The 13,178-nt window shown below is 61.7% G+C and carries 11 protein-coding genes; 4 read left to right on the top strand and 7 right to left on the bottom strand.

The window, feature by feature from the left end:
• Positions 1-4: 4 nt before the first annotated feature.
• The 3 genes from AC1ROB_RS14575 to lptF are packed head-to-tail and all read right to left on the bottom strand — an operon-like array spanning position 5 to position 4,409.
• Positions 5-2,209 (bottom strand): LPS-assembly protein LptD, encoded by a 2,205-nt coding sequence (locus tag AC1ROB_RS14575; protein ID WP_492970413.1) that lies wholly within the window; start codon positions 2,207-2,209, stop codon positions 5-7.
• On the bottom strand, positions 2,206-3,300 hold the full coding sequence (lptG, locus tag AC1ROB_RS14570) for an LPS export ABC transporter permease LptG (RefSeq protein ID WP_492970414.1): 1,095 nt from the start codon (positions 3,298-3,300) through the stop codon (positions 2,206-2,208). The genes AC1ROB_RS14575 and lptG overlap by 4 nt, the downstream gene beginning before the upstream one ends.
• Positions 3,300-4,409 (bottom strand): LPS export ABC transporter permease LptF, encoded by a 1,110-nt coding sequence (lptF, locus tag AC1ROB_RS14565; protein WP_492970415.1) that lies wholly within the window; start codon positions 4,407-4,409, stop codon positions 3,300-3,302. Before lptF ends, lptG begins: the two co-directional genes overlap by 1 nt.
• Positions 4,410-4,585: 176 nt before the next feature.
• On the opposite strand from lptF, the gene AC1ROB_RS14560 reads away from it, so the two are divergent.
• Together AC1ROB_RS14560 and AC1ROB_RS14555 are read left to right on the top strand one after the other, a co-directional pair.
• Positions 4,586-6,088 (top strand): leucyl aminopeptidase, encoded by a 1,503-nt coding sequence (locus AC1ROB_RS14560; protein WP_492970416.1) that lies wholly within the window; start codon positions 4,586-4,588, stop codon positions 6,086-6,088.
• Positions 6,089-6,544 (top strand): DNA polymerase III subunit chi, encoded by a 456-nt coding sequence (locus tag AC1ROB_RS14555; RefSeq protein WP_492970417.1) that lies wholly within the window; start codon positions 6,089-6,091, stop codon positions 6,542-6,544.
• On the opposite strand, the gene AC1ROB_RS14550 is transcribed toward AC1ROB_RS14555, so the two are convergent.
• Positions 6,541-8,466, bottom strand: coding sequence for an ABC-F family ATP-binding cassette domain-containing protein (locus AC1ROB_RS14550; protein ID WP_492970418.1), 1,926 nt, complete (start codon positions 8,464-8,466; stop codon positions 6,541-6,543). The genes AC1ROB_RS14555 and AC1ROB_RS14550 overlap by 4 nt on opposite strands.
• A 132-nt stretch (positions 8,467-8,598) precedes the next feature.
• On the opposite strand from AC1ROB_RS14550, the gene ndk reads away from it, so the two are divergent.
• Both ndk and AC1ROB_RS14540 read left to right on the top strand, forming a co-directional pair.
• A complete protein-coding gene (gene ndk, locus AC1ROB_RS14545) occupies positions 8,599-9,021 on the top strand; it encodes a nucleoside-diphosphate kinase (protein WP_492970419.1) in 423 nt (140 codons plus the stop codon).
• Positions 9,022-9,581: 560 nt separating this feature from the next.
• Positions 9,582-10,760 (top strand): AAA family ATPase, encoded by a 1,179-nt coding sequence (locus AC1ROB_RS14540; protein WP_492970420.1) that lies wholly within the window; start codon positions 9,582-9,584, stop codon positions 10,758-10,760.
• 120 nt (positions 10,761-10,880) lie between these two features.
• Here AC1ROB_RS14540 and AC1ROB_RS14535 read toward each other — a convergent pair whose 3' ends face one another.
• From AC1ROB_RS14535 to purM, 3 genes are all read right to left on the bottom strand, one after another.
• Positions 10,881-11,114, bottom strand: a complete 234-nt coding sequence (locus AC1ROB_RS14535; RefSeq protein ID WP_492970421.1) for a hypothetical protein — start codon at positions 11,112-11,114, stop codon at positions 10,881-10,883.
• Positions 11,115-11,357: 243 nt separating this feature from the next.
• Positions 11,358-12,014 carry a phosphoribosylglycinamide formyltransferase gene (gene purN, locus AC1ROB_RS14530; protein WP_492970422.1) on the bottom strand — a complete coding sequence of 219 codons (657 nt, stop codon included), beginning with the start codon at positions 12,012-12,014 and terminating at the stop codon, positions 11,358-11,360.
• Positions 12,015-12,018: 4 nt separating this feature from the next.
• Entirely contained in the window at positions 12,019-13,098 is a 1,080-nt protein-coding gene (gene purM, locus AC1ROB_RS14525) for a phosphoribosylformylglycinamidine cyclo-ligase (protein WP_492970423.1), read from the bottom strand.
• Between the last annotated feature and the right edge of the window lie 80 nt (positions 13,099-13,178).

Below are 13,178 nucleotides of genomic sequence, written 5' to 3'. Positions count from 1 at the left end.
TGGCTCAGCTGAAAGTCGCAATCCTGAAACGCAGGCCGATGGTGGTTGCCGGCTGGATATCGCGATTGACCGTGAATGTCCGCTCGGCGAACAGGATGATGTCGAAGCACTCGTCAGTATAGCGCAAACCGCCGAAATTCAGCAAAGAGCCTTCGGTCTTAAGGTCGCGGGTATGCCGGAATTCGGTCGACCAGTATTTCGTCAGCTGCATGCGGACGGCGGCGCTGACGGCCTCCTGGTTGCCGGTATTCTGCAGATAATCGGTATTGGTGACGTCGGCGTAGGAGAGCGAGACGTAGTTGGTGCTGGTGCCGATGGTGGTGCCGAGTTCATGCCGGCGCACCGAAAGTTCGCTGTTCTGGGCCAGGCGGACGCGATCCACCAAGGTGATATAGCGGCCGGGCGAAACCGTCAGCCGGCCGACATAATCGGAGAACTCGTCGCGCAGGCCGGAGGTTTCCGTGAAAGTGTCGTCGGCCTTGGCGCGCAGCGACTGTCCGGCGAGGAATTCGACATAGCCGCCGCGGTCGCTGTAAGCCGCCGTGCGCAACCCGTAATTCAGTTTGGGGCCACCATCCCAGCGGTCATAGCCGCTGAACCGGCTGAGCGAGAAGAGATTGGTTTCGTCGAATTCGAAGCTGAGCGAATCCTCGTTCGGGATGCCCTTCTTATTGCCGCCATAGGGCGTGACGACAGCCATCGCGATGGGTTCGATCAACTGGCGCATGCTGCCTTCGTCGCGCACGAAGGGATAGCGCCAGTCGAGCGCCACCAGCGGCAGGACGCGGCCGACCATGTCGGATTCACTGGTGCTGCCGGGTGTCGCCAGTGCCGACTGGTTGAGGTTGTTGGTCCAGTAGCCGTCGGCGCGCACCATGGCGGTGGCCGTGAAGACTTCGCCGCTGGGCGCATAATAGGGCTGTGCCCAGGACACCGTGCTGCTCAGGCGGCGCGTGTCGGTGCCTTCGGTGCGCATGAGCGACACCATGTTGGCATCGAGCGCCCAGCGCCCGCCGTAATCGCCCGGCTCCATGACGGCCGAGTAATCCATCACCGGCACGGCAACCGGCACGTTGCCGTTTCTCACATTGGTGCGCAGATTCTGGAACGAGAAGGCATTCACCGACGCGAAATGCCGGTTATTGATCGCTTCGGCATAGATGCGGCTGGTCAGCGTGTTGCTGCTCGGCCGGTCGTTGATGCGGTAGCGGCTCAGATAGGTGTCGTCGGACGCGCGCAGGATATTAGCGCCCATGGTGACGTCGTCGGTGGCGCGGAAGGCCATGTTGGTGCGGAAATGTCCGCGCACGTCGCCGCTGACATCTTCTTCAGTGATGCTGCCGTCGGTTTCGATTACGCCGCGCGCCATGCGTTGGCGGTATTCGGCGGTCAAATGCGCGCCCTGACGGCTCGAATACTGCGGCGAGATCGTCACATCGGTGCTGTCGTCGATCACCTGATAATAAGGGAGCTGGAGCATCTGCCCGAAATACGATGTGTTAACATACCGGGGCGGCAGGATGCCGCTGCGCCGGTTCACCGTCGGGTCGGGATGACTGAAATACGGCGTATAGAGCACCGGGATGCCGAACATTTCAAAGACGGCGTTGCGGTAGGTGATCTCCTGCTCGGTCTCGTTATGCTCGACGCGTTCGCCCTTCAGCTGCCATAGCGGCGCGCGGGTGGGATCATCCTCGCAGAGCGAGCAGGTCGTGTAGACGGCCTTGCGCATCACGGTGCGGTTGCCATCGCGTCGTTCGGCCGACACGGCTGCACCGCGCGACTTGTCCGCCAGCAGGAAGGAGGCGTCCCGGATGAAGCCGTTCCGCATGCCCGACGTCAGTTCCATGTAATCGGCGAAAAGCACCGTGCCGTTTTCTTCCAGCAGGGTGACATTGCCGCTGGCGATCGCCCTGTCGTCCTTCTCGCTGTAGCTCACCAGGTCGGCCATCAGGGTGCGGCCGCCCTGGGCGAGTTCCACCTTGCCCTCGGCACTGATGAGGCCGAGCGACTGGTCGTATTTCAGGCTGTTGGCGGTCACCAGCACAGGTTCGTTCCGGCCGCCCTGCGACTGAGTCTGGGACTGCTGGTTCTGCGCCTGGGCCGAGGCCGGACTGCTGGCGGCGATCTGTATGGTGGTGGATGCGGCAATGGCCAGCAGCAGGCCGAGCGCTGCTGACGATAGCAAGCCGCTGCGCCGGACCGTCATCCGTCCTCCAGGTGAAAGAGCAGCGAGATGCCGAGCATGGCGAAGATGGCCGTGGGTGCCCAGGCCGCCATTTGCACGGGCAGGGTGCCGTTGAGGCCGAAGGGTTGGATCACTTCGACGCTGAAATACAACAGGAAGCCGGCGGCAACGCCGCCCGCCAGCATCAGGCCGATGCCGCCGCGCCGGGTCAGCCGCAGGCTGAAGCTGGCGGCAATCAGCAGCATGGCGCAGAGCAGCACCGGCGAGGCGAGCAGGCTGTAAAAATGCAGGCGATGACGCACGGCCGAGAAACCCGCCGTTTCCAGCGTGGCGATGAAGGAGGGCAGTTCCCAGAACGAGATCGTGCTGGGTGAGGCAAAGCTTTCCTGGATGCGGTCGAAGGTGAGCGTCGTGGCCACGCTCAGCTTTTCAAAGCGTTCGGCCGGCCGGTCCGGATAGCTGACGATCGCATTCTCCAGCTGCCACTGGCGATCCTCCAGCAGGGCAACAGCCGCATCGATGCGCTTCACGAACTGGTCGCGGCCATCGTAATAGAACAGGATCGCGTCGCGCAGTTCCACGCCCTGTTGGGCCACGCGCAGGGCGTGCACCACCACTTGGCCGGAAGCATCGGCCTCGCGCATCCACAGACCGCTGGAAGAGACCGCCAGCATGCTGGTGCGGCCGCGCATCACCTTGGCGTCGATATTCTCGTAACGCCCCAGCATGGCGGCACTGAGCGGGTTGTAGACGGTGACCAGGAACACGCCGAGCATCGCAGCAATCGCAATGCCGGGGAACAGGAACTGCCAGACGGAGACGCCAGCGGCACGGCTGACGGTCAGCTCCTGCGAGCGCGTCAGGCGGCTCAGCGCCAGCATGCTGCCGAACAGCACGGCAAACGGGAACAGCTTGGTCATCAGGCTGGGCAGCTTGAGCAGCGACATCTCGAATACCAGGTCGAGACCGGCCTCGGTGCGGCCACTGGCCCGGCGCAGCATTTCCACGGTGTCGAAACTGAAGGCCAGAACGGCCAGCACCACCAGAACGGTTAGGATGCCGGCGAAGAACTGGCGGCCGAAGTAGATCGAGAGCGTGGTGGATTGCCGCATCAGCCAGCCGCCTGCAGTTTGGCGCGTGTGATCGGTTCGCGCAGCAGCAGCACGGTGGCGGCAATGAACAGGGCCGGCAGAATATACATCAGCGGCACCAGGGCGATGCTCTTGGCGGCCAACTGGGTGACGCCAAGGCTCACCACCTGCAATGCAATGGCTGCGGTGGCGCCGATCGCCAGGCGCTGGCCATGGCCGCGCCGGTTGTATTCGCCGCCGATCACGCTGGCGATGGCGATCAGGATCAGGGCCGGTGCATAGATCGGGGTGATCAGGCGGCGATGTCCCTCGGCCACCAGCTTGCCGTAATGCTGACGGTCGTCGGCGTTGCTCATATCGGGCCAGAACAGGTCGCCCAGGAACCGCTCTGACGGTTCGCGCCAGGCCTGGCCTTCCTTTTGCGCGTAAGTCTCGAGATCCAGGCTGTAATTGTCGAAATACAGCAGCGACAGCGACCGGCGCTCGGCGTCGATCTGCTGGCGGTTGCCCTTCACCATGTAAAGACGCGGGCCCTGCGGGGTGCGGATCAGCGTGGCCTTCTCGGCCATCATGGTGATCGGCAGCGTGGCGTTGCGGTTGTCATGCACCAGAACGCCCAGCATGTCGCCATTGCTGTCGCGCTCACGCACATAGACGGTCAGGTTCGGCGTCGGCGTGTTGAATACGCCCTCCAGGATGGCCATGCCGGCGAGGTCGTTACGGAACTCGTACTGGCTCGCCTTCAGCGTGCTGGAGCCCAGCGGCATCAGGAACAGCAGGATCACATACATCACCGCCATCACGACCATCGCGATGTAGAGGGCGGGTCGGGCCAGCGCCAGGCGGCTGAAGCCGGCGGCCGACAGCACGATCACCTCGGAGTCGCTGGACAGGCGGTGGAAGGCATAGAGCGTGGCGCAGAAGGCGGCGACCGGCAGGATGATGGCCATGATGTTGGGCAGCACCAGCATGGTCAGGTAGAGGAAATCGCCGAACGCGAGGTTGTTGTTCACGATGCGGTCGATGAACCGCAACGACTGGGTCAGCCAGATCACCCCGGTCAGGGTGAGGGTGGCAAAACCGAGCGGCCAGGCGATCTGGCGCATGATGTAAACGGAGACCCCGCGCATGGCGCGCAGTATAGCCAATCCGCCCTTTGCCGCCACCGCCTCGCAGTGAAAAGAAGAACTTGGTCCACAACGCAGAATCGGCGATTCGGGCATGCGCGCCGATTGATCGGGCAAGCCCCGGGCCGCTATAGTCCTCGACCGGTCCCCGACAGCCTTTTTGATCCGGTTGGAGCATCATGAAAATCGAAATCGTCGACGCCAAATCCCCCAAACGCGGCAGCCTGGTCCTGGTCGTCGGCGAAGGCCGGCAGCTGGGGGCCTTCGGCCAGCGGACCGACAAGGCCCTGGGCGGGGCCCTGGGCAAGGCGATGGCGGCAGCGCCGCGGTTTACCGGCGCCCGCGGCCAGTGGCTCGAGCTTCTGGCGCCCGGTGCCGGCCTCAGCCGCATCCTGCTGGCCGGTCTGGGCAAGCCCGCCGAGACCAAGGCCGCGACCTATGAGGCGCTGGCCGGCGATGCCGTGCGCCGGCTCGCCACCTCGGGCGAGGTCGATCTGGCCGTGGCCGCCGAAGTCCTGAAGGGCACCGTGCTGCCGGCTGCCGAGGCCGCGGCCCGCGCCGCTCTGGGCGCCCGTCTGGGTAGCTACCGGTTCGACAAATACCGCACCAAATTGAAAGACAAGGACAAGCCCAGTCTGAAGGCCGTCAGCGTGCTGAGCGAGACCGCGGCGGCGGCGAAAAAGCTGCATGCGCCGCTCGACAAGCTGGCCGCCGGCGTCGAGATCACCCGCAACCTGGTGACCGAGCCCGCCAATGTGATCTTCCCGGCCAGCCTGGCCGCCGAATGCCGCAAGCTGACCAAGCTGGGTGTCAAGGTCGAGGTGCTGGGCGAGCGTGAAATGAAGCGGCTCGGCATGGGCGCGCTGCTCGGCGTCGGGCAGGGCTCGGCGCGCGAATCGCAGCTCGTGGTCATGCAGTGGAATGGCGGCAAGAAGGGCGTCAAGCCGGTTTCGCTGATCGGCAAGGGCGTCTGCTTCGACACCGGCGGCATCTCGATCAAGCCGGCCGCCGGCATGGAAGAGATGAAATGGGACATGGGCGGCGCGGGTGCCGTGATCGGTGCCATGGCGGCGCTGGCCGGCCGCAAGGCGAAAGCCAATGTCGTCGGCGTGGTGGCGCTGGTGGAGAACATGCCGTCGGGCACCGCGCAGCGGCCGGGCGACGTGGTCACGTCGATGTCTGGCCAGACCATCGAGGTGCTGAACACCGATGCCGAAGGCCGCCTGATCCTGTGCGATGCCATGTGGTATGCGCAGCAGCGCTTCAAGCCGCAGGCCATGGTGGATCTGGCCACGCTGACCGGCGCCATCATCATCGCGCTCGGCCATGAACATGCCGGCCTGTTCTCGAACAACGACCGGCTGTCGGAACAGCTCACCGCTGCCGGCAAGACCGAGGACGAGCCGCTGTGGCGCCTGCCGCTGGGCGAAGCCTACGATGCCGGCCTGAATTCGCCGATCGCCGATATGCAGAATATTGCGGGGCCCGGCTTTGGCGCCGGCTCGATCACGGCGGCGCAGTTCCTGCAGCGCTTTGTGGTCGACAAGACCCCCTGGGCGCATCTGGATATCGCCGGCACGGCCTGGAGCAAGAAGGACAAGGCCACGGTGCCGAAGGGTGCCACCGGTTTCGGCGTCCGCCTGCTCAACCGCCTGATCGCCGATAACTACGAAGATCGCTGAGTGGCCGAACTGCTGTTCTACCATCTGACCCGGCGGCGCCTCGACCAGGTGCTGCCGGAACTGCTGGAAAAGACCCTGCAGAAGGGCTGGCGGGCCGTGGTGAAGGGCGGTTCGGACGAGCGCATCCAGCAGATCAACAGCGACCTGTGGACCTATGGCCGCAACAGCTTTCTGCCGCATGGCATCAAGGCCGATGGCTTCCCGGATCAACAGCCGATCTACCTGACCATCGAGGACGAGCGGCCCAACGACGCGCAGGTGCTGTTCCTGGTCGATGGCGCCGATGCCGATGATGTCGCCGCCTACACCCGCGTCTGCGACCTGTTCGACGGCAATGACGACGCGGCGGTCGGTGCCGCGCGGGCGCGCTGGAAAAAAGCCAAGGAGGCCGGCCACACGCTGACCTACTGGCAGCAGTCGGACACCGGCGGCTGGGTCAAGAAGGCGGAAGGCTAGGCCGCCTCGCTCTGCGCTTCTTCCAGTTTCGCCTGGGCGTCGAGCCAGGTTTCTTCCGCCGCTTCCAGCTTCTTCACGATCTCGCCATGCTGCTTCTGCAGCTCGGTCTGCTTGGCCGGCGCCATCTTCGTATAGGTGTCGGGATCGGCGAGCGTCGCATCCAGCCGCATCTTCTCGGCAGTCAGCTTGGCCATCGCCTTTTCCGCATTGGTGACGGCGATGCGCAACGGCGCCAGCGCCTGACGCGCAGCGGCGGCGGCCTTGCGGTCGGCCTTGCGGTCCGACGACGAGACGTCGGTGCTGTTGCCGCCGCCCTTCAGCTTCACGGTCGCCTGCGCACGGCGGCGGTCGGCCAGCAGTTTGGCGTAATCGTCGAGATCGCCGTCGAAATCCTGCACGGTGCCGTCGCCGACCAGCCAGAAGCGGTCCGCGCAGGCTTCGGCCATATGGCGATCATGGCTGACCAGAATCACGGCGCCCTTGAACTCGTTCACCGCCTGCACGAGGGCATCGCGCGTATCCATGTCGAGATGGTTGGTCGGTTCGTCGAGGATCAGCAGATGCGGCGCATGGTAGGTCACCATGGCAAACAGCAGCCGCGCGCGTTCGCCGCCCGAGAGCTTGCCGGCCGCCGTCTGCGCCTTTTCGCGCGTCAGGCCGAAACTGCCCAGACGCGTGCGCAGCTGCTCGATGGTCCATTTCGGCATCAGGTCGGCCAGATGCTCGACCGGCGTGCGGTTTTCATCCAGCACTTCATCCTGGTCCTGGGCGAAATAGCCGATGCGCAGCTTGCCCGAGCGCTGAATCTTGCCGGCCTGAGGCTTGAGCGTGCCGGCGAGGATCTTGGCCAGCGTGCTCTTGCCGTTGCCGTTGGCGCCCAGCATGGCGATGCGGTCTTCCATGTCGATGCGCAGATCGAGATGGCGCAGGATCGGCTTGTCCGTCGTGTAGCCGGCGGTCAGATGCTCCAGCATGATCAGCGGCGGCGGCAGTTCTTCCGGATCGGGCAGGCGGAAGATCACGGAGGGGTCTTCGACGGCGGCGGCAATCGGCTGCATCTTGGCCAGCATCTTCAGGCGGCTCTGCGCCTGGCGCGCTTTCGAGGCCGAGGCGCGGAAGCGGGCGACGAACTCTTCCATATGCTTGCGCTGTTCGGCCTGGCGCGTGGCGAAGGCGGTCTGCTGCTCCATGCGCAGGCGGCGCTCGGTCTCAAACGTGTCGTAGTTGCCGCGATAGAGCACCAGCTTGCCGTTATCGATATGCAGGATGTGCTCGATGGCGGAATTCAGGAAATGGCGATCATGGCTGATCAGCATGAAGGTGCGTGGATAGGTCTTCAGGTAGCCTTCGAGCCACAAGGAGGCTTCGAGGTCGAGATGGTTGGTCGGCTCATCGAGCAGCAAGAGATCCGGCTCGGCAAACAGACAGCCGGCCAAGGCGACACGCATGCGCCAGCCGCCGGAGAAACTTTCCAGCGGGCGGTTCTGCGCCGCTTCATCGAAGCCCAGGCCGGCCAGGATGACGGCGGCGCGCGCCGGCGCCGCATGGGCGTCGATCTCGGCCAGCCGCATATGCACGGCGGCGATGCGCTCGGCATCCTCCATGCTGGTGGAATGCTCCAGCTCGTCGGCCTCGATGAGAAGGGCCTCGCGCTCGGTATCGGCGGCCAGCACATAGGCGATCGGGCTCTGCTCGCCGCCCGGCGGCTCCTGCGGCAGCTTGGCGATCTTGCAGTCGTTGGGCAGTTCGACGCCGCCGGTTTCGGTCTGCAGGTCGCCGGTGACGATCTTGAACAGCGTCGATTTTCCGGTGCCGTTGCGCCCGACCAGGCCGACCTTGTGGCCGGCCGGGATCGTGGCCGAGACATGGTCCAGCAGCACACGGCCGGCAATCCGGTAGGTCAGGTCGCGAAAAGACAGCATTTATAACAACTTAAGGTCGGGGCCGGGGAGGGCCGGTGTCAGGGGCGCGGGGCCGGGATGGTTGCGGCCCTCGAGCGGAGCCTCTATATACCCGCCACCGATTTTTAGCCAAGACCCAAAGGACTTCTGATCATGGCGATTGAACGCACTTTCTCGATCATCAAGCCGGACGCGACCCGCCGCAACCTGACCGGCGCGATCAATGCCAAGATCGAGGCCGCCGGCCTGCGCATCGTGGCCCAGAAGCGCATGCAGATGAGCCAGGCCCAGGCCGAGAGCTTCTACGGCGTGCACAAGGCCCGTCCGTTCTTCAAGGACCTGGTCGACTTCATGATCTCCGGCCCCGTCGTTGTGCAGGTGCTGGAAGGCGAAGGCGCCATTGCCAAGTATCGCGACGTGATGGGCGCCACCAACCCGGCCAATGCCGCGGCCGGCACCATCCGCAAGGAATTCGCCGAGAGCATCGAAGCCAACTCGGTGCACGGCTCGGACGCCGCCGAGACCGCCGCGGTCGAGATCGCCTACTTCTTCGCCGGCATCGAAATCGTCGGCTGATACCATCCTTTCAGTCTCCGGACTGGATCAGGGCCCGGCAGCGATGCCGGGCCTTTTTTCGTATGCGCCGGCCCTGCATCGTCGTTCCCGCAAAAGCGGGAAACCAGACCTGGAGCCTGTCCGCACGCCGTCTATCCGTCCTTATTCGACTCTTATCCGTCGCTATTGAATCCTTATTTGCGCTTATCCGCGTCTCATTCGGTGCTGTAAGCGTCGAAACTGATGCTGTAGCCGTCAAATCTCGCCAAATCGGGATGCAGTGGTATGCAGCTTAGTTGGAGCGCATACGTGCTTATCCGATGCTTGGCTCTCCAATATTAGGTTTTAACAATTGCGCCTCGCGCGATTGGCAACGGTGACTCGGCAAGCCTTACTGGAGTCTGTTGACAGATTAGAACATTATAAGTACATTATATGGGAATAATGTCAAATATTCTGGTGAATTTGTACCCATCTCTTTGGGAAATAAGAAGTTTAAGAGAATCAAGATTGCCTTTTGGGATGCAGTAGACCTATATAAAATCTAGAAGATAACGTTTTTTCGTTGAAAAGGCCGATTTATGATAACTTCCTTCGGAATAAAAAACTTCTATTCGGTCTTGCACGAACAGGTAGTTGATTTGCGAGTGCCCGATACCAGTCCGGACTTACCGGAACGGTTTGTGCGGCCGTTTGAAGGTGCAGGTCGAATAAACAAAGTTCTCGCAATTTATGGAGCGAATGGCTCTGGGAAATCGACAACTTTGCGAGCCATTCCGTTTTTGAAATGGTTCGTCAAATCCTCCTTCGAGCGAACACCGAGTGAATATCTACCTTATTTCGAATTTGCGGATAGGCGTGCTGGTATCGATGAAACAGAACTATGGGTGGAGTTTGATACTGATTTAATTGAAGGCTTGCCAAGGTGTTTGTATCGGTACGAAGTGCGGATCAAGACAGATCCTGATCACGTTACTTATGAAGCGTTGAAGGTGAAGCCGAAACGCAATTATCAGCGCGTATTTGAAAGAACTGAAGAAGGCATTTCATTCAGCCCTTATATGCAAATTTCCAAGAACGATCCGCGGCGAGAAAGCATTCGTCCAGATTGTAGTTTAATCAGCACGTTTGCAAAATTTGCTCATCCGTTGGCCACAAAAATTGTCCAACTGATGTTGCTGGTTCAATCAAATATCCATCTTATGAAGAAAGAGGAATTTCCAGAGAAGCAAGCAATAGAATTTTATGCCGAAAATCCGGCGCTTCTCCAAGCCCTTAATAAGCGTATACGGTTTATGGATCTTGGTGTTGAAGAAATAGAAATAGACGAAACTTCTGAGGGTCATAAGGCATATTTTAAGCACGTTGGTTTGCCGAGGAGGCTTTTACTTGCGCGTGAGTCTCACGGAACGCAGCAATTCTTCCGTTTCTTCCCATATCTTTATTTTGTGTTGGCGTCGGGGGGGGTGGCTGTCATGGATGAATTTGACAGCGATATCCATCCGTTGTTGCTGCCGGAGATTTTGCGATGGTTCTATGATCCAGTCACCAATCCAAATAACGCCCAGCTCATAATGAGTTGCCACAACCCATATCTGCTGGAGCATCTTGAGAAAGAAGAAGTTGCCTTTACTGAAAAAACGGCAATGGGAGAAACCGAGCTATTCTCCTTACGAGACATAAAAGGTGCTCGGCGTGATGCCAGCCTTTATGCCAAATACATTGGTGGCGCATTCGGCGCTATTCCGAGGCTTGGATAGCGGAAAATGGTGGCAAGAGGACGAGTCCGGGTAGTCAGGACCCGTGTTTTTGTCGGCTGTGAAGGAGAATCCGAGCGCGCATATGCGGCTTGGCTTCAAAGCCTTGCTGACGCTTTGGATTTACCTCTGTTCATTGACCCCGTGCTTGCTGGCATTGGCGGTGGTGATCCAGAGGGTATCGTTCGAAGGCGAATTATGGAAATGATACGCAAGGAGCAATCGCATGGCGTCTATCAACATCGCGCGATTCTGCTGGATAATGATACTGCTATGCGCCAGCGCGACAAACGTGATGCTGCTATTCGGTTTGCGGCAGACCACGGTGTAACTTTGATATGGCAAGAGCCAGATCATGAAGGTCTTCTGCTGCGGCATTGCCCCGGATGCGCGACTCACCGGCCGGTGGCTGGAGGAGACTCAACCCGAAGGCTCCGCGCTCATTGGCCGGATTATGAAAAGCCAGCCGATAGGATTGCTTTGGCCAAGCGGTTCTCATTAGACGATTTGAAACGTCTAAGTGCCCACGAAATTGAACTTGTCAGCTTCCTGAGGGGCTTAGGATTCAATATATAGAGGAGGCAACTTCTAGATCGCGGATTAGCTTAACCCGCGAACTGTTATCGTTCCGTTTTTAATTAGGACGCTCTGGCCCTCGATCACCAGCCGGCCTTCCGCCAGCAGCTTCAGCGCCTGCGGATAGATCACATGTTCCTGCGCCAGCACGGCCTCGGCCAGGTTCTCCGGCGTCGCATCCGGCGGCACCGGCACGGCGGCCTGCGCAATGATCGGGCCGTCATCCAATGCCGGGATCACGAAATGCACGGTGCAGCCGCTGATCTTCACGCCGGCGGCAATCGCCTGTTCATGCACGCGCACGCCCTTGAAGGCCGGCAGCAGCGAGGGATGGATATTGATCATGCGGCCATGCCAGCCGCGCACGAAATCATCGGTCAGGATGCGCATGAAGCCGGCGAGGCAGATCAGTTCGATGCTTTTGCTACGCAGCACCGCATCCATGGCGGCATCGAAATCCGCGCGCGTCCGTCCCTTGCTTTCGATCACCGCGGTTTCGATGCCGTGCTCGCGCGCCACCGTCAGGCCCTCGGCATCGGCGTGGTTGCTCAGCACCAGGGCGATGCGGGCCGGATAATCGGTGCTCTTTTCGCTGGCCTCGATCAGCGCACGCAGGTTGCTGCCGCGCCCGGAGATCAGCACGGCCACGGCCTTGCGCTCGGGGCGCTTCGCCGCCGTCATAGGATCAGTTCCAGGCCGTGTCGCAGTTGCGCATGCTGACCATCGGTTCGGCGGCGCTGTCCTGCTGGGCCTCGATCACGCCCAGGCGGGAGACGGTCTCGCCGGCCGTCTTCAGCTTCTGGATCACGGTCTCGGCCTTTTCCTTGGCCACGACGACGACCAGGCCGATGCCGCAGTTGAAGGCACGCGCCATCTCGGCGTCGTCGATCTGGCCGGCGGCTTTCAGCCATTTGAATACCGGCGGCAGGGTCCAGCCGGTGGCATCCACGATGGCGTCGGTGCCATCGGGCAGCACGCGCGGGATATTGTCGACCAGGCCGCCGCCGGTGATATGCGCCATCGCCTTGATCAGGCCCTCGCGCACCAGTGGCATGCAACTTTTCACGTAGATGCGCGTTGGGACCATGAGGATTTCCGCCAGCGGCTTCGACGGCTCGAAGGGGGCGGGGCTCTCAAACGAGAGGCCGTTATCGGCAATCACCTTGCGGACCAGCGAAAAGCCGTTCGAATGCACGCCCGACGATGCGAGGCCAAGCAGCACGTCGCCCGGCTTTACATTCTGTGGCAGCAGGCGGCCGCGCTCGGCGGCGCCGACGGCGAAGCCGGCGAGGTCGTAATCCTTGGCGGCATACATGCCGGGCATTTCGGCGGTCTCGCCGCCGGTGAGCGCGCAGCCGGCCTGGCGGCAGCCTTCGGCGATGCCGGCCACCACCTTGGTGGCGACATCGACTTCGAGTTTGCCGGTGGCGTAATAGTCGAGGAAGAATAGCGGCTCGGCGCCCTGCACCAGGATGTCGTTGACCACCATGGCCACCAGGTCGATGCCGACGCCGTCATGGCGGCCGGTTTCGATGGCGATCTTCAGTTTGGTGCCGACGCCGTCCGTGGACGAGACCAGGATCGGATCGGTGAAGCCGGCCGCCTTGAGGTCGAACAGCGCGCCGAAGCCGCCGAGCGAGGCATCGGCGCCCTTGCGGCGGGTGGAGGCGGCGAGCGGCTTGATCGCATCGACCAGGGCTTCCCCGGCATCGATATCGACACCGGCGGCTTTATAAAGCGGCGACGTGTTGATGATGGCCTCCACGGCGGGTAGATTGAGCGGCGCTGAATAATGCTGGCACCATACTTATTCCCCCTGTCTTTGCAATGCTTGCCTCACCCATG

The sequence above is a fragment of the Ferrovibrio sp. GW821-FHT12F09 genome, from assembly GCF_058806775.1.
This window is presented reverse-complemented; position numbering and strand designations above follow the sequence as displayed.